We start from the raw sequence: 17,834 nt of genomic DNA, 5'->3' as shown, positions 1-17,834 counted from the left end.
CAATGGGAAACTTACAGCATCGCTGGAACGTTTTTCCAAACTCGGAATTTTTCTCCGGCCAGAATTTGCAGCACACCGTAATGTTCTACCATACCTTGGCGCATACGTAATTTGCCACCGGCTCCATAAGGGAAGAGGGTTTTAGTGAATCCCAAGAGTTCGGAAAGAACTAAGGTCCTCTTTTCGTCGGAGGTGGACTGGGCGTTAAAATCCCCCATGACAATGATCGAAGTTCCCGGAAGGTCCTCATTCAAATCTTGAAAGATCGTATTCGCACCTGTCTTTGGGATTTCTCTCATGTATTTGATTATCCCGGAATTAGCTTTAGTTTCGCGGAAGATCGCAAATTCAGTCGCCGGAATCCCCGATGCGGCCGTTATAGTCAAGGAAACACCCCCGCCGACAGCTACAGTTACAGCAGCTTCCGTGGAAGCTTGTGACCAATCGCGAAGATTGCCCGCACAAACACGGTATTTATAGCTACCTTCCCAACTTGAGGTGAATTTGGATCCTGGAACGGACGGAATTGCAGCCAATGCTACCGTCGGAGTGCCCGGAGCGTTGTCACTTGTTGGACCTTCAACCCAATTTCCATTTGGATCGCGGACTAAAGGAACATCCCAGTTATGTCGGTCCAACCAAATATCATCTTCGAACTTAATGAAATTTTTGCTCGCGTTGGAGTCCGGAATACCGGAAACGATATTTCCGTATTTTACATCGCTCGGATCCTGGCTTTGGTTTTGAATTACGGCTACGTTACCAGAAGATCCGTTGGAATAGATCTGGTCATAGAGCGCTTTTGTGCCAGGGTGCATCCATGCTTGGTTCACTTTTCCGAAAAACTTGGACCTAATTTCGGCAGAGTAATGCTTGAATTCGCCTGCTTCCGGCAACTGTCCTCGAGCATCCTGGACAAAATCGGAGCTCATTTTGGAAACCGTTGCTAAGAAACCATCCTGCTTAAATTTATTGATAGAGCGATCGCCAAACCAGAAGTTTCGGCTCATATTCTCCATTCCTCTTCTGAGGGCAGAGTTTGACTGAACCACTTCTGGATCCTGTGCGTTCTGGGTAGAATCAACTACCTTATTGAACTCAAATCGCTCTGCAATGTAGTTCACTTCATTGTACAAGCGGTCAAGCACGGAATCACTAGCCGATGGTTCATCGGACTGGCCAATGTAAGAGCTGCGATACCAACCGCCTCCATGAGAACTTAGCTTGTTGTATTCAGCGATTACTTGACTAATCGTTCTACGTGGCACTTGTTTTAGAAAACGGAAATCGTCGTCGGAAGAAACCGTTGCCACATACGTTCTATCCAAGGACTGCATTGAGAGTGCAGCGCCGGACGAACCAACTTGAACAAACGGTTCCGCTCCACCGTCAGCCGTGTTTGCCTCGAAAGCTTTTTTGATTTCAAGGAGCGTTTCAAGAGAGTAAGGACCGTTCATAATTATTTAAGAACCTCTTTGTTATTTTCAATGAATGCTTGGACGCGAGGCGCCAGTTTGTAAGTAGTTTCAAAATAGTTCATGTCCTCAACTTGACATTTACCCATTTCGATTCCTTTCAGAATGAGATCGCCGTATTTGTTCCTTTCTCCAGGAGCAACGATTCCCTCTGTCTTCGTAACAGTCTTACCAGGGAGCGCCTGGGTAACCGGATCCCTTTTGCCCGCTGGGATATTTGCGATTTTCGAAAGCTCGGATTTTAACTTGGCGACTTCTTCCGCTAAGTGGCCGGTTTTGTCTAACTGATCGATTACGTATTCCGTGGAAGCTGCAAGGACTTCTACGCTGGACTTCAAGACCTGGAGACTTTCAGGGATTTGATTGAGAAGCAAAAGCATCCGAGACTTTTCTACTTTCTCATCTTCTTCGCGCTTCTGTCTTTCTTCGTCCGTTCCCGTGCCTGGTTCTCCGTTTTCTGGGCTACCAGCATTGCTTTTTTGCACGGGCTTTCCTTCAGAGTCGAAATAGGAATTTACGACCTCTGTCGCAAACGTGCCCGCCTGCTCTTCTGAAAGACCTTTGGATACAGCCCAGTCTTTAACGGCTGGAACTTCTGGTTTAACGGTGTTATCATCTAACAAAGTCGTCACTTCAGAGGCGAGAGCGGTAATATCAGGATTTTGAGCGCCAGTCCCCAAATCCGATTTTGAAACAGCTCTTTCCTTAATTTTGTTCTTTAGGCGGTTGATTGAATCCGTGAAGTCGAACATTCTATTCTCCGTTCAAATTTAAGAATATTGCATCAGTGAGTTGGTCCAATTGGTCCCCGGAAAAGCCGTAGCTCCATTTGAGATAATCGCGAACATCCGCTGATCTATTTTCAAGTTTCCCATTTTTAACCCGCGCTAAAATATCGGAAAAGATCGATTGAATAATTTGATCGGAAAATTCAGGGATAAGCATCATTAGCTTCCCAAAGGATTCGATCTTGCGCTGAACATCATAAAGCTGTTCGCGAATTTCGTATGAAACATCGGGAATGGTCGGGTCGACCTTTGAATCCGTTGACACTGCCAAGAGAGATTTTTGGAAATCGCGCAACATAATTGTGCCTTTAATCAATTGAACCTCGGTATCTTGGTTCACCACCTCATCCAGCGGAGCTAACGCACATTTCCGAATTCGAATCTTCTTAATCGTTTTCCCCTGTACATCTTGCGGCCGAGCAAAGCCAGAAACTGATGCACCCCACCCATGCCATCCGGCAGCAAGACCTTTCCGAATTTCCTTAACGAATTCATTATCCGGAAAAAGCTGGCTCTTCAGATAGAAGCCATCATCCTTGAGGCCCAAGGAAGAGGAGAAGTCGTCTTTAAAACCACATTCACTGATTCCCCCTATGATCGCTTTGGTCTTCGCATGTTGCAGGCTTGTTAGCTCAATGGGATTAATTGTGGCCTTATTCTTTTGTATGTATTTTTCAATGAGATCAGTGAGGTGATTGTAATCCATGTAACCGGATTTGCAAAGGTCCTGGCGCATGAGGGGATCAGCATAAGCCGATTTAAGAATTGTTTCCCCCTGTCTGTCCTCTTTTTCGGAAGACGCGCGAACGAGTATTTCTATGGCTCCGGTTCTCTCGACAGGGGAAGCCTTTAATATTTGAAGTGGATGGAGGAATTCGGTTTCTGCCATATCCTCCTTTTACGTTAAAGAAGAATATCGGAGGAAAAATTTAAGGATCTGTTACTAAAAGGAAAACTTTGAGCGATCCAACGGTGGAACCACCAGGGTCCCAGTAAACTCTTCCTTGGGTCACCGTTAGGAGTTTTTCCAAAACCATGGACAGAAAAACTCCTACTTCTGAGAGATCGATACCATCTTCATTGAGCCAGCTATCTTGACTGACAGTATCTCCTACGGAAATAGAAGGGAGACCATCGAAGGCCTGGGTGACCCGAACTAAAACCTGGACAACGGTTGAGTTTGTCTGCAAAATGTCGCCCAGATTGAACGAGCCAGCAGGAGAAGAAAAATCAATCTCTGCTTCGGCCAGGTTAACTTTTTTCAAAAGATTATCCTCTGGGTAATCGTCAAGGGTGAAAGGACCGAGAAAAGTTGGCATTTCATCTTACAGGCAAATGGTTCCGCATTCGATCATAATCGCAACTACGGAAAATCGGGTTATTTAAACGCATCAGCCAAAATGGTTTTCAGTAATTCTGAATTTTCTTCGAAAAATTTTTCCATGAGCGGCTTTACCTTCTCCTTAAAATAAGACCACCTAGGGTTTTGGGGGCGGGTCCATACTCCTTCGCCATCAATTTTTTCCGAGTAGTACATTTCGCAAGCTCTGGCGAAGCATTCGCAAGTGCGAGTCCAATAGGCTGAGTCGATTCCATCTTCCATTCCATCGCGAAAAACGTTTGCAATCTCGCTTTCCAAGCTTCCATCTCTATCGGATGCAAAAAACCCTCCCTTTTTTTTGCCCAGGTAATGATCCATAAAGTGACCAAATTCGTGGGCCAAAGTTAGTCCGGGATGCCCTTCCTCCTGAAAAGAAACACCGATAGATTTGAAAGAAGGGGTAAATATGCCCAAAGCTCGTCGGGCGTGCATTAAAACATTTCCCGAGTGAGATATTTTTAGGCCGAAATTCTTTGCCATTTCTCTTCTATCGCCAAAGGCAAGGTAAACACCCCCTAAATGCTCCTTGATTTGTTGAATCTCTAAATCGGAAATTGGCTTACCGTTTTGACGTTTTACTAAAACCCCCATGCTTTCCAGGAGATCTGCCTTGGTCCCTGAATCCCCGTATGACGTTTCTTTGCCCTTATCATAAGTATTCATTTCAATGCGATCCGAAGTTCGAGATGAAATATCGTTCCTCTTGTAACCCAGGGCTTTATTTAGTTTGTGATATTCTTCCCAGACCTTTTTATATTCAGGGGAAGTATTTCTACTTGGAGGAGAACCGAACAGCTTTGAACCGATAAGATTGAATTGCAGTGTAGTCATTTTGTTGTCCCGAGGAACAGAGAGAATGACCCGTTTTTTAATGCCGTGCTGTTCGTATTTTTCGCGAAGGTTTGCTTTACAATAACTCTGATAATAGTTTTCTGTGGCTGCTAACCCGTCAAGACTCATATATGCCCATTTCGCAGGTTCAGAGGTAGACCTCCCGGAGTTAAGTTGCACTAGATAGGAGTCAGCTTCCACCTGAACCGCTGGGAAACGGAACTTAAGAGCCCGGTCAAAATCTCCTATATCGATTTCTGGGATATAAGCTGGACGAGGCCTTTTGAGAATATTCTTCTCTTTGAAAAAAATTATCTTATCAATTGGTGCCTTTGAATAATCTGGAATCGTAGTATCCACGGATATCCCATATTGGAATACAGTTGCGGCTTTCATTTCTGGCTTGAAATCAACTTCTTCCGTTTCGATAGCGGAGGTCGCTTCCTCTTCCGTATGCAATGTTCCAAACATTTCCTGCCGAATAGAACCCCTATTACCTGGATTCGATGATTCCATTTTCTTAGAGACGGAAAGAGGATCATCGTCAGCCATTACTGTAATTTTTTCAGCAGGAACTTCTCTCCCATCCGTTAGGATATATACTAATTCATCGTTGCGTATAAAGCCAGACCGAATAGCTGTGATGTTGACCGAATCAGATACTCTAACGCGAGTACCTGGCGGATGAGCTGCGTTTATGAGACTCTCAAGTTTTTCTTTGCGTTCTTGCTGGTCCTGCTTGGAATCTTTTACAGTTGCTGTAATCTCGGTTTCACCAAAAGGAAGGAGCGGAGTGTTTGGCTTAGCAATTTTTGTTGCTTTCACCGCGCTCGCAATGATTCCCTTCCGGATCCTATTTACTGTAGAGGAATCCATTTGAACAAATCTGTACGCAACATTCAAGACTGAAAGGAGCTTGCGGTCAGTCCGAGAAATTTCCTGATTAAATTCTTTAGCCCGAGCTTCCTGCCCTTGCTTTATTAAATTTTGCCTGATTGCGCCAATTAAGGCTTCCTCGCTTTTGATTTCCTCGGGTGAAAAAACCGGCGGTTTTGTTGAATTAGAGGTGTCGCCGGTTTCAACGTTATTTTCCGAACCATTTTTCTTAGTTGGCGGCTGGATCATTTTCCAAGCCCCTTTTTGTCCAGAGGGTTTCACTTTTTGCCAGATGGACCCATCTGAGCGATGTGTTGGGTGACCAATCGGCAGAGGCTTTCCTTTTAAGATTTCAATGGTTTCTAAGACAGCTTGGAAAATGACAGACATTGCATATTTATCTTGTTTTCGTCTTTGATCGGAGGATCATAAATTCGAGAACGCGTCCATTTTTGTAGGAGCCCACTTATAATGGACCGTTGTATTTGCCTTTGCATCCCCCGGAGAAAATTCATCGATTACATCGGTAATGTAACCGAATTCGGATATGTCATCTGTTTGGAATGGATAGGTTCTTGCATCATCCTTTATTATTTGAAAGGGCATCCCAACCCTTATTGGAATAAACGGTAGCGAAAAGGATCCGGAGCCACATTTGAGCTCCGTATTATCGCAGAATATTGAGAATAGGATATCCCTAATTTTAGAAAGTTCATCCTTATACCCTGCCTTGTTCTTCTCGGTAAGGTTCTCTTCTTTGAAGTTTAATCCGCTCAATCTAACTGAGAGAAATTTAGGTCCAATAACTGCCCGAAGTTTGTTATTATACTTTGGTTCACTCAACACAGTTCCAAAGGAAGAATAAACATTAAGCGATAGGTGAACGGCAGAAACAACAGCATCCGGAGAATCCTCAAACCTACATTGTTTCAAATCATCTAAAGCAAACACATAGCCGTAATCGATTCCATTTTCTGAGAGGTCTCTGTACTTACCATCAGAGTTAAACATATAAAATGGAGTTGGTCTGAATACCACTTTGGCTTCCCCTTGGCCAACGGAATAGGTTTTGATTTCTTGGGAAGAAGCTCCCAACGGTCCATAGATTACACCTGGATTTGCTTTGTCCCCGATGGTCGTGGTTTGCAAAGGGTCCACGAATAGCTCATACAATGGTGCCGACAAATACGAACGAAAAATATCCCAGAAGGATATAAACTCTCCGATCGTAAAGCTAGAGAGCACTTGGCTTTCATAGGCGAACGACTCCGTATAGGCATTCTCAGGAGGCACTAGGCTTAAAATAGAATCCGCCCCTACGTCGGTCGTTTTTGCTAAAAAAGGATGGTAGCCGTAAGCCGGGACCTCTAAGAGTTCACAGAAGAATTTATTCCAAAAATTTGTGATTAAATCTTTTAGCTGCCCTTGAAGAAGTATATCTGCTGCAGAATTAATAACACCTGCAAAATCGTCTTGCGATCTCGACGGCGGCTTTCCACTCTCACGTTGGTAATCGAGAAAGAATTCCGTTTCCATTAGTTTTGTTTCAGGTGGGACGATTGTTAATTGAAGAAAAGATTTTCCATCGGCCACGAATTCTGATGCCCGTGTTTTTACCATTCCTGTATTAAGCTTATTGAATCCAGATCTCCCCTCGGAACTGGATCCGTTTTCATAATAGAGACGGATGAAGCTGTATATTGGGAAAATTTGTCCGAAACGTAGAGAAACTCCGTTTTTAATTTCAGAAAGCTTTAACGGGACTTGTGATTTTTCTTTTTCCTGGTCCTGAACTATATACCAGTCTTGATACGGAATGGTTAAAGTGATGCCACCTGCCCCGGCCGAAATTGATCTATGAGAGCGTATTGACTTAACGTGCTGAACCGGAAAAAAAAGATTCGCAAGATTACCTGGACGCACTATCTCAATGCCATATAAAAGAGGCGGAAGTGGAATATCACCGCGGGTTGTTTTTGTTTTAATATCTGCCATACTACGGAACTGCTCCCCCTGCAGTACGAGTTTCTGGAGATGGTCCTGGGTGTTCCAAATGACCGTGCTGGGTTAAGGATATTTCCCCCGCCTTAACATCTTCATCGGAAGAAATTTCTTTAGAGGCATGTATCTTACCGGTAATCGATTGATCCCCTGTCTGCGTTAAGTCTCCCTCGAAGGTCGTATTTCCGATAACTTTAAAGTTACCCTCTACTTCGATATCTATATTCCATTTCGCTTTTCGAGTAATGAAATCAATTTCATGAACTACATTTTGATCTGAGTCGCAAATCATAATCTTATTTGCCGTTTGCCGAACGAAATATCCGGACTCATGGAAATCAATGATATCGGTCTCAGGATTAATAAAAGAGTATTTATCCCAAAAGTTTTGAATATTAGAAAGATCCGAATCCTTGGCCGCGAATGGAAAGGCCCGGGAGATAATTGGCTTGCGGAACGAGCCAAATAAGAACTCAACTAAAACTATTTGCCCTTTTTTTAACGGCTCTAATCGCCCGTGAGCAGTGTTTGTCTTGGCATTCAGATTTGGTCCGAAATACCTGACTTTAGCGAACGGCTCTCCTGATTCGGTCATAATGTCCGCTCGGAACTTTGACGAAACTTTAGTTACATACGCAAGAATACAGGGAGCATGTCGGTCGTCAGGTGAGCGTTTTCTTCCCTGAAACTCAAAAACGTCATTTGACCAAATATTCGAACTCATAAGCTTAAGTAGAAGCTGCCACCGGAAATGGACGTAACGGTAAATAAGAATAAGTATTTATCTCCTTCCTGAATTGCTCCGAGATATTGAGCGTTGCTTACTCTAGGATCCGACCGAATTTGTCCTAATATTTGCGCTAGATAACTATTCTTAACTAGGTCATCCGGAAGCGAACCTATTGGAATGGGATTTCCTATTGAAGGGTTCGCTGGTAAGGAACCTTGCTCGAAATCAATAGGATCTAAGATGTTATTGATTAAGGTTTCATCACCTTCAACAAGAGCCCAATCGCCATTTGGAGCCACCGCTATTCCGCGATTTTCTGTTAACTTCAAATCCGCTCCAATAAGCGCGACTTCTAAATCCCTGGGTGTGAATTGCTCCGGTAAGGTAGTGAAGATATTCGTGACTTTTCCATAAGGAATCTTGATTGCTGCCTTTGCAAGCTGTGTGGTATCGGAGTCATTATTGTACCTTGCTAACGCCTCGCCCAATTTAGCATTTCCTAATTCCGCTTTTGCAATACTATTGTATGTCTCTCCAGCGCCAACCTTCCGAATCCTAAAGCCATCGTCGATTGCAGCATAATTTATGGCGGCCCTCGTTTCGTTAAGAATATCTCGAGCATTGATAGCGAAGTCGTACGCTTCGTTATCAATCCAAGCGGTGAAATCTGCACCAGGTTTGACTGATTCTGCGGCATAGGAAGAGGATCCGGAAATGGGAATGGAGAAAAACCCGACCGCGGAAAGGAATGCTGATAGATCAGACTCTGCCTTTTCTAATGCTTGTCGGAAATCTGCCTCCCGGGCTCTCGATTGGCTATATGCGGCATCGATTGCATTGGAAATTTCCTCTGCTGAGAAACCTCGAGTCTTGCCTCCGATGCCCAAAGTGGACCGTGCGGAATCGAACGTCTTCCTTGCCAACCTCCCCTCAAGGTTGAACTGATCCTTCATTCGGCCCCACGAAGTCTTTAAGCGATCGGCCGAATTTGCAAATGTTTGGGCGAATTTTGCTACTCCTAACAAGGTACCGGAAAGCTTTAAAGGGAGGTTAACAAGATTTTCTAGTTCATTCATTAAACCTGATATGGTCCGGGACGGATTAAAATTCGATCTTACAAGCGGACTTAAGATCTTAGCGTCGAGCTCACGGACCGTTGTCAAGTTTAATGAATATTTATAGGTGTTAGTATCCTGAACTGCTCTGGAGATCGTGAAACCATTCTGAGGGACAATTACTTCCACTGTTCGATTCCGATCATAGTCTCGAAAGACCATGGCAATTTCTTTCCAGTTTAAGCGTAGGCCTGAAAAGAAATTGACTACCTTTCTTCCTTGAGGGTCGCCCGACGTGTATTGAACGGGATCTAAGCTACGGGAATAATGTAGCATATACATGAAATCTTGGAATTCTTGTAGACCGCTTCTAAAATCGCCACCGGCAAGAGCTAAGTATTTAGTTCGTATGGAATCATAATAGCTTCCTACTGCATTGGAAACCAAAGCTTTTCCGGCACTTAAAGCTGACTGAAAGAAACCATTTCCGGAGTCTCCCGGAATTCCGCCGCGAGGGGTCCCTGGAAGGCCCCTAAAGTAAATATGGAACTCCCCTTCCATGCGAATTTCGTGATTATCTGGTCCGTAATCAACGACGACTGTTCCGCCGAAAGTCTTATCCACGCTGGTTCGATATTTAAAGTTCTCCGAATACTGAGTTGGGCCGTTGACAAAGAAATATTCTACGCCTGTCGGGTCACTTAGGTCGTAGCTACCATCCTCCTGCTTAATATAGAATGCGAATGAGAAAACGTTTTTGGGTTGGTATGTCGGAGATAGGCCGCCAGAGAAAGCTCCGCTGGTAACTGAATTAAACGCATCGCCAGCCGAACTAAGCGCCCCTTGGGCGAAACTAGAGGCACCAGAAAGAGCGGTCATCCCGAAAGAATAGCAATTTATGGCGTATCGGTTCCCCGATAGTCGAATCTACCTTACCGTTTTTCCATGGGTTCGCCCGCACCATATATCCCGAAAACCTTCTTAGAATATCAAACTGCCTTTCAAAACTATTTGATTGCGCGCGGTTCTAGAATTACAAATTTCAACGCGAATTCGCGAGTCTCCCAAATAATTGACGCGATCGCTACCCTCTTATCGGAAGGAGACGTTCGAACTCTAAACGGTTTTAGATACTCAATTAGGGAAGGTGTCTATAATGCGTTTGGTTTTCCGAGGCTCCCAGGATTGAAGACAGTCGGAATCGTTCGCATCGAACATTCTGGACATACAACAGATATCCTCTTTCCAATTTTCAATTTAGATCTCTTCGGTTTAAAGTTCCAATCTGTGGCCCCTGTAACTTTGGTAGTTGGCCAGACATACGTGGAAATTGAGGTAAGAGCTGAAACCAATGGAGTAGATTACAATATTACGAGGCTTTCTATTGATACGGACGATGGCCTCGGATCCTTAGACATTCAAGTTCCAGGCGGAACTCGGTTTTGGAATCCTGCTGATTTTTCCGGGGGAACAGAGCTAGAAACGGAGGAGAATAGGCTAAAGCGCTTCCAAGATTTTATTCTTTCACTAGGCCGTTCGACTAAGCTTGGAATTTACACTGCGGCTACCTCTATTCCGGGTGTGGCCGGCGTTCAAATGACCCTAAACGTCAACCCCGTTTCTAATGCGTTTGAAATTGGTTGGATAAATCTTTATGTTTCGGACGGAACTTCCAACCCACCACCGTCTCTACTAAGTTTAGTACGTAAAACGATTGAAGGTGATATGGATGATCCTTCGAATTTTCCCGGCTATTCCGCTGCCGGAACATTCGTTTACACTGCAGCGGTACCGGTCATCGGAATCAATTGCGATTTCGTATTGGGGTTAATGAATGATTCTCAATTAACTGAGGCTGAAGCCTTAGTCATTGCCATAAATGCGCTTACTCTGTATATCAATACCCTTCCTGTAGGATTTGATGTTACTATAGAACAAGTTAATGCCACATTGCTGAAAGCCCATCCCGATTTTTATCATATCCAATTCAATTCACTTTACGGCCGATTGGCCTCCGATCCAATTCCTTCTCCACTACCGCTTCCGGGAGATATTGAAGTACAAAGTACCTTCCTTCCTAGAACCGGTGGGACATCTGGAGGACAACTTGTCGGGGAAGTACTTCGGGTCATTCCTACATGATAACCCACGATAATAGATTTTTAGAGTTCCTTCCTTCATTCAACCACACAGACCCTGTATTCAAGGAGATGTTCGGAGACGCAAGTAGACCCGAATTTTCTCCTGTTACCAACATAAACGATATCAATAAGGGTTCTCTCTATAATGGAATAGAATGGCATCTTCGCTATCAAGATGGGGCCGCAACTGCCGCTGTGCTCACCGAAGCTTTCGGATATTTTCTTAAGGATTGGGCGAAATTGCTCCGCGTGGAAAAACCGGGGGCCCTATCGGATGAAGATTTTGTCGGTTATATAGTAGGGTACATCCTGTCAGGGCAATGTTCCTATCCTAAGATCGCTGAAATATTTCCTAAACCAGATTTTTTCGTCCTCAAAACAAATGAGTTTGGCTTTGCGGTGGGAGTATCGGCTGCAGGGGCTGGCATTGAGCCTCCCGGTCCAGGATCAAGTGGAGTTTCCTCAATCGCGACACCCGATAGAGGTTTGACCTACATTCTTTATTCGGATCCATCTAAACTCACGGAAACTCAGTTAATAAAATTAAATAGGATCGTTGCGGCGGGAACTGCCGTTTATGCAGGAGAATTCTAAAAATGGCAAATGAAGTTGCTATTTCCTTAGTTGGAAATCAGGTAAAAGTCTTCCATACGAATGCTTTTCAAAAGATCAACCCGGATGATTTCGACAGATTTTCCGGGGCCAATCCAGAACATTCTATCGTTCCGGCAATCCTTACTGCTATTCTAGCTGCAATTGGACAGGCGGAAGATACATACATTGGTTTTGGTGTAACCACCGATGGAACGAACATTGAAGTTGATTCCGGAATCATCATTAGACCAGATACCGTTTTCCGTTTCCCAGCGGTATCGCTGATTCCGAATCCAGATGCTTTAGCAGGCATTTACGAAATACTCTTAGATCAAAGTCTCACCGATCCCGCAGCTTTAATGCTTTGGGATACCGCAGGAAAATCTTTCCAACCAGGATCCGGCCCAACGAGAAAGACAAATGAAGTAAAATTGTTTGAACAGTGGGTTCCGTCCCTCCCTGCTCCTAGTCCGACCACTGGCCGTGTAGGACTTTTGCATTACAAAAGAGATGTCATTGGTGGGCCTATTACCGAAGCCACATTATTACTCCCAGTCTATGATCCGCAATTTCTCGGTGTTGGGGTGGGTTTGAACCCTGCTATTGGGGACCGCACCACCCTAACGAACGCGATTAACTGGTTGTTTAACTATGTCGAGGCTAAGGACTTTATTCGCACCGTTCCTTCTGCCGGTTTCGACAATGCCAAGTTCCAAGTCCGCACTCAAGGGAATTATGCCTATTGGACCAATGATGAAGGAGTGACCTGGCGCCCTTTCGCATAACCCCACCTGTGGGGCCTGCTTCACCAGTATCTGGAGCAGGTGGCCATTGGGTGGGGAATGTTAGTTCAAATAGATACGATGTATTTCCGGCTGGTTCTTACACAATCGGCGATGAATGGCATGTCGTTGATGAGCAAATAGATCTCGGCGTAACTGCTCCGGATTGTTTGAATTGTGGAGGTTCAAATTCGTGCTATGACACCGGGCCATTTTTCACCTCCAATTGTCCAGGTTGCGGACCAGGTTACACTCAGACGCTTCACCTTGGGCTTTGTTGGACTGGAGGTACTACTTTTGTACAATGTTGCTGGTCGACGTGTTGTATCAATAGTTGCAATACCTGTCATGTTCCAAGCTGGTTTACAAAATACAAAGTCTACAAATATCAATTTTTGAATTGGGTTTTGGTGAACGAATATACCGTCCCGGGTCAATTCTGGAGTTAATTTTGGAACAGTCAGTAGAGAATAAAACATTTTCCGAGAAAAGAATGGGAATCTGCTTAGATTGCGAACTACTCTGGAAGGCGATACCAACCATGGAGCAATGCTCCGTTTGCCTTTGCTTTGTCCGATTGAAAACGAAAGTACAAAGTCAATCGTGCCCAATGGGTAAATGGTGAAGGAAAAGAAATGTCTTGTTGTGGAGGAAATCAAATGAACGATTCAGTCGTATTTCAACAAATATCCCAGTTAGCCAAGAGTGATATTAGCAAAGGGATTGAGCCAGCAGTTGCTACGCAAAACGCAAAAGAGACGATGACGAAGGTCATTGCATTGAAGGATAAATTATCAACAAATTATCCAAGCGTCAACGACCAGTTAATAACTCAGCAACTTTCCGAGTTAGTCCTAACAGGGATCATGCTTGGCAAGGAGCGAGATAAGGCGCTGGCGGAGGCCGAAGAAATCGCTACGTCCCTATTGAGTTCCACTTTGGCTTTGACCGGCAGCGAAAAAACTCCTTCCGCAAGCGGAAAAGCCTCAAAAGCCTGAGAAATCACCCATTTTGATAGTATGAGCTCACCGAACAGTATTTTGGCGGGCCGCAATGGCGTCTAACGAGCTCATACTGCATAACGCAATTTTTTAACGACCACCAAATAAAAGTGGTGACAACACCGGCATTTTACCCCTATCCTGGTATTTATAGCGGGGAGCATTGCTATGAAACGATTGATTTTCTTATTATTTTTTGCCGGATTTTTTGCATGTGAAGATGACCAGGCCAAGAAGGACGAAATGCACACTCTTTCCAGACTGCTGGATCCGGGGTCTGCTACTACGGGAGGATCAGGAGATTGCAGAATAATTCCATCCTCTTACACAATTCCTGCTACTTCGCAGATTTTTGTATGCTCCGCCTCGGGCTTTACCGTAACATGCACGGATAATAATACCGAAACGAATATTTACGAATTTGGATCTTATCTTGCGTTTAAAGCAAGTACCATTGATCTACCGACATTCCGGAATGTCTTCTTAGTTGGGTTTAGAGGCTCTAAAATAACAAACATCATTGAAGATCAGTCGGGAACACAAACCGTAGAGGTATCGTTTTCTTCTAACGGGGCGGACCTAGTGCAGACTTCGATAGGTTCCGGTTTACCGAATGGAGCTAGCCTAATCACTCCGATCAATTATTCGCAAGCGGATGCTCATGGGAACTATACAGTTAGTACTGTAGCTAGCTCGAATTCTTCGATTGCTTATTCCTATACTGGTTCGCTCGTTTCTCAAATAGTGGATAACTTCGGAACTAGAGAATATAACGATGGACGACTCACTAAGTTTACTGGCTCTGGAAGTAGCGCTGGAGACTTTGAAGTAACGTCAACCAGCGGTTCACTTACTCTTTGCGCACCTTAATCAAATTGCCCTGTTTGCTTAAATTTTTCGTAATCTCCAGCCTTGCCTGTTCTTTCGATAAAGGTAAGTAAGTGGTCTCGTTCCATAAAAGCATCGTCGATTTCTTTAAAGACTCCCTGGAATGTATTGTGAGGGAGTCCCCCAAAGGCAATACATTCGGTAAGAACAGCGCGCAGGCTGCATACGCGGGGATGATTATTGAAGGAGATGTCTTTATTAGGTTCCTGATTAGGCGTCATGCGGCGTTCCTTGTGTATTCGTTCCAGAGAGTATATGATAAATTAAGCGTGTAATCGGTGTCGGAAAGAAAATCGACCAGCTCAGATTTGGCAAACATAAATGGGGTTGCGGCATCGGCCTCAATTTCTTTCATCTTTTTGGAAATGGAATCCTTGATAATAGATAAATCGCGAATAATCACGTCTAGTCTTCCCATTACGGCCGATGATTGAACGCCCTTATCACTTGATACTGCCAGGGAAGCTGCCAATTCCTTAACGGTCTCAGGCTGGAGGGCATTGATGTTATCGCCTAGGATCCTTTGATAGGATTTAGAAAGAGAGTCCAGCATGATCTCGAGCATCTTCCTATTTGTAATCGCTTTTTCCATCGAAACAGTCCTTAAAGCTTCCCGTTGGATATCCGTAGCAACCGAGTTAAGATCAAAACTCTCAATCTCTCCGGATTGAAGGTCTTTAATATAGCTCTGGAGAACCGATGGGCCACGGCCAGGATACTTACTCCGATTTTCAACATACCATTTAAAGGCACGAAGTTGAATGGTGGAATTGGGATTTCCAGAAGCATCTGTTGCAAACATTCCTAAGACTTCCGCAATTCCCAACGGTAAGGAGCGATCCTTTTTCTTCACCAATTGAAAGAGATCAGGAGTGAGATTATTCAATGCTAGGCGTTTGTTTATTTCTCCCGGGGTTTTTCCGAGTTTTTCCGCAATCTTTTGAGTACTCCATCCGTTTGAAACCATCTGGCCATAAGCAGTTGCTTCGTCGGTAGGTAGTACAGTCCTTCTTTGATTTTCAGCAACCTGCGCCGCAAGTCGTTCATTTGTGGAAGCAAATTCTTTGACCACAACCGGAATCGGGAAATTGTCAGGCAACTTTCCCTCTTGTACTAGCTCTTCTACGGCAATATGTCGGTGATTCCCGGCAACTACAGTCCATAAACCATCTTGTTTATCCACCATGATCGGAAAGGATGGGTCATATCCTTCGTTTAGAATCCTTTCTTTGAGAGTGTTAATCTGCTCTCGATCAATATCCTTTTCATCGGTATATTGCTTAATTCTTCGTAGTTGGTTGAAAGGGATCGTAGAAGGGTGTTCAATACCTTTATTCTTAGGCTTAACTTCCTCTTTCTTGCTGATTGCAGGATCGACTTGCCCTCCCCCATGTTCCTTCGGAACTTTTTGTATCTTCCATCCGTCTGCAGTCTTGATTCTTGTCTTCTTATCCGCCCAAACTCTAGAGGTCCCAAGCGGGAATCCTCTTCCTTTGAAAATCCAACGAAGCTTCTCGAGAGATGTCATTATACGCTGAAAAAATGAATTTCCGTCAGCCGGTAGTAAAGATTTTTCAAAATCAATGTTTATTATGCCGTCGATTTTATCTTGCTCATCCTGTAAACCGTATGTTAATACTTCTTCATATAAATGCTGGATCCTGAATTTGTATCCAGCTTCTGTCTCAAGGTGATGGAACAGTGCGAGCACAGCAGCGGTTGAGGATGTACACTTGGTTTGATTTTGCTGCAGGAAATTTTCTATACTTGTGAAATCTGGTATGGGTAGAGCAGAGGGAGATCCCCCTTTTCCTAACTTTAGATATGCGTTCCCCCAAAACCAGTCCTCATAATATTCCGAAGGTACGTCATCTTTATCTAATGAAAGTAAATTTTCGTGAATAAGAAGACCGGCCGCCGTCGCATCCTTGCGATATTGCAGTTCTGCTTTTCTATCGATGAAATTATTCCAGTCGGCGTAATGAATAAGTTCATGTACAAGCTCGTCTTTCGAAAATGTCTCTTTTAGATAAATTATGTTCGGTTTTGGATCGAAAAATGCCTCGGCATTCATCGCCTTTAGTTTTTCGGGATCGGCAGTTCTTAAAACTGGTTTAGTTCGAACGATTAGGTCTTGGATAGATCCAGGGAGGTTTGGGAAACTTTTGGTGAAATTTCTTCTCCCGCCTTCAGTAAGGCCTCGTAAGAGATTACTTCCGTCGGCTGTATATCCGGATGGCGAAGTAAATATTTCATTGTTCTCTTCAGAACCTCCCCCTTGTACCCTTTTTCCTTCAGGATTCTCTGGATGTTCTTCGCTCTCTCGGCCAATTCCTCCTGCGGATCTGCGGATGCCATGGTCTTCTTCTCCTATCCTGATACTTCTATTAGCATAGTATGGTCCAGTTTTACCCCTGACCAACACTTTTTTTTTTATTAAGTTCGAAGCCTTAGTGATCGCGACTATCTCTTTTACCCATGGTCTTCGAATTTCTGCAAGAACCGATTTTAAGAACTCTACCTTCGGATCCTTTAACTCTCTCGTGGTTTCTCCAGATTCCAACCATTGTTTGAATTGTGGCATCGTTAAGGCTACGATGGAGCCCAAACCTTTCCAGCCTTTGGTGTAATTTAATAAGTAACCAAATTTGGCAGATTTTTCATCGTGGAAGCCAAGCATAACTTTGTGCTCATCGAACGTTCCATCTGCGTTCAGTTGATTGATTACGAAAACGATATCCGATTCATGATCCGGGCCGATGAAAACGTCTACATGATCTCCATCCGCCCCGGTTGTTCGTTTGATATATCCATAATCAAAATGTATTTTAGTTTTCCAAGCTTTGCCTGAGTCAGATATTCCGCTTCGAAACGACCCCTTTTTATTCTCGATCGCTATATTCAATCCTTGGATGGAGATGTGTAATTTTCGATAATTTCCGGCGGCTTTCTGCGCTTCCGACGGGCCTTGACGAAGCTTATTCGAAAAAGTTCCTTTAGAAACCTCGATAAAATCAAAATAGCCAATCATAGATTTTTCAATTTCTTGACCCGAGTCAAGCTTGGCCCATGATTTCAGATATTGCGAGAGAAAGCTGGCACCAAGTTTCTTGAACTCCTGGGAGAGGGCAATTTTTGCATCGACTCCGAGCTCTTTTTCAGAGGCAGTAAGAACCTTATGTAGGCCGTTTCTCGAAAGCTGGTTTATATAGCCCTCATCATCCTGTCTTGAATAATCCGACATCGCCAGCTCTTGCCAAATCGGATCTTCTTTGGTCATAGAGAGGTGTA

16 protein-coding genes are annotated in these 17,834 nt (G+C 44.1%); 6 read left to right on the top strand and 10 right to left on the bottom strand.

Annotation, left to right across the window (positions count from 1 at the left end):
- Positions 1–11: 11 nt before the first annotated feature.
- From EHO57_RS13880 to EHO57_RS13840, 8 genes are all read right to left on the bottom strand, one after another.
- The gene (locus EHO57_RS13880; RefSeq protein WP_135698355.1) at positions 12–1,457 is read right to left on the bottom strand and encodes a capsid protein; all 1,446 of its coding nucleotides are present in this window, start codon (positions 1,455–1,457) and stop codon (positions 12–14) included.
- Between the two features lie 2 nt (positions 1,458–1,459).
- A complete protein-coding gene (locus EHO57_RS13875; RefSeq protein ID WP_135698354.1) occupies positions 1,460–2,227 on the bottom strand; it encodes a hypothetical protein in 768 nt (255 codons plus the stop codon).
- Between the two features lies 1 nt (position 2,228).
- A complete protein-coding gene (locus EHO57_RS13870; protein ID WP_135698353.1) occupies positions 2,229–3,152 on the bottom strand; it encodes a hypothetical protein in 924 nt (307 codons plus the stop codon).
- Between the two features lie 40 nt (positions 3,153–3,192).
- On the bottom strand, positions 3,193–3,582 hold the full coding sequence (locus EHO57_RS13865) for a hypothetical protein (protein ID WP_135698352.1): 390 nt from the start codon (positions 3,580–3,582) through the stop codon (positions 3,193–3,195).
- A 59-nt stretch (positions 3,583–3,641) separates the two neighbouring features.
- Positions 3,642–5,741, bottom strand: coding sequence for a hypothetical protein (locus EHO57_RS13860; RefSeq protein WP_167882917.1), 2,100 nt, complete (start codon positions 5,739–5,741; stop codon positions 3,642–3,644).
- Positions 5,742–5,777: 36 nt separating this feature from the next.
- Positions 5,778–7,346, bottom strand: a complete 1,569-nt coding sequence (locus EHO57_RS13850; RefSeq protein ID WP_135698349.1) for a hypothetical protein — start codon at positions 7,344–7,346, stop codon at positions 5,778–5,780.
- 1 nt (position 7,347) lies between these two features.
- Positions 7,348–7,947 carry a baseplate assembly protein gene (locus EHO57_RS13845; protein ID WP_246050698.1) on the bottom strand — a complete coding sequence of 200 codons (600 nt, stop codon included), beginning with the start codon at positions 7,945–7,947 and terminating at the stop codon, positions 7,348–7,350.
- A gap of 125 nt (positions 7,948–8,072) precedes the next feature.
- A complete protein-coding gene (locus EHO57_RS13840; protein ID WP_135698347.1) occupies positions 8,073–10,016 on the bottom strand; it encodes a hypothetical protein in 1,944 nt (647 codons plus the stop codon).
- Between the two features lie 66 nt (positions 10,017–10,082).
- Here EHO57_RS13840 and EHO57_RS13835 point away from each other — a divergent pair, with 66 nt between their 5' ends.
- The 6 genes from EHO57_RS13835 to EHO57_RS13810 all read left to right on the top strand — a co-directional run bounded on the left by EHO57_RS13835 (position 10,083) and on the right by EHO57_RS13810 (position 14,525).
- Positions 10,083–11,279 carry a baseplate J/gp47 family protein gene (locus tag EHO57_RS13835; protein WP_135698346.1) on the top strand — a complete coding sequence of 399 codons (1,197 nt, stop codon included), beginning with the start codon at positions 10,083–10,085 and terminating at the stop codon, positions 11,277–11,279.
- Positions 11,276–11,872, top strand: a complete 597-nt coding sequence (locus tag EHO57_RS13830) for a hypothetical protein (protein WP_167882916.1) — start codon at positions 11,276–11,278, stop codon at positions 11,870–11,872. The genes EHO57_RS13835 and EHO57_RS13830 overlap by 4 nt, the downstream gene beginning before the upstream one ends.
- 2 nt (positions 11,873–11,874) lie before the next feature.
- Positions 11,875–12,657 (top strand): hypothetical protein, encoded by a 783-nt coding sequence (locus EHO57_RS13825; protein ID WP_135698345.1) that lies wholly within the window; start codon positions 11,875–11,877, stop codon positions 12,655–12,657.
- Between the two features lie 331 nt (positions 12,658–12,988).
- Positions 12,989–13,279 (top strand): DUF6171 family protein, encoded by a 291-nt coding sequence (locus EHO57_RS19075; protein WP_425460795.1) that lies wholly within the window; start codon positions 12,989–12,991, stop codon positions 13,277–13,279.
- 34 nt (positions 13,280–13,313) lie between these two features.
- A complete protein-coding gene (locus EHO57_RS13815) occupies positions 13,314–13,652 on the top strand; it encodes a hypothetical protein (protein WP_135698344.1) in 339 nt (112 codons plus the stop codon).
- A gap of 171 nt (positions 13,653–13,823) precedes the next feature.
- Positions 13,824–14,525, top strand: a complete 702-nt coding sequence (locus EHO57_RS13810; protein ID WP_135698343.1) for a hypothetical protein — start codon at positions 13,824–13,826, stop codon at positions 14,523–14,525.
- Here the strand turns inward: EHO57_RS13810 and EHO57_RS13805 are convergent.
- Together EHO57_RS13805 and EHO57_RS18970 are read right to left on the bottom strand one after the other, a co-directional pair.
- Positions 14,522–14,764 (bottom strand): hypothetical protein, encoded by a 243-nt coding sequence (locus EHO57_RS13805; protein WP_135698342.1) that lies wholly within the window; start codon positions 14,762–14,764, stop codon positions 14,522–14,524. The genes EHO57_RS13810 and EHO57_RS13805 overlap by 4 nt on opposite strands.
- Complete coding sequence (locus tag EHO57_RS18970; protein ID WP_246050697.1) at positions 14,761–17,823, bottom strand: ParB N-terminal domain-containing protein; 3,063 nt, start codon at positions 17,821–17,823, stop codon at positions 14,761–14,763. The genes EHO57_RS13805 and EHO57_RS18970 overlap by 4 nt, the downstream gene beginning before the upstream one ends.
- Between the last annotated feature and the right edge of the window lie 11 nt (positions 17,824–17,834).

It is taken from the genome of Leptospira langatensis, assembly GCF_004770615.1.
GTDB lineage: Bacteria > Spirochaetota > Leptospiria > Leptospirales > Leptospiraceae > Leptospira_B > Leptospira_B langatensis.
The sequence above is the reverse complement of the archived record's forward strand: the minus strand, read 5'-3'. Positions and strand labels throughout refer to the sequence as shown.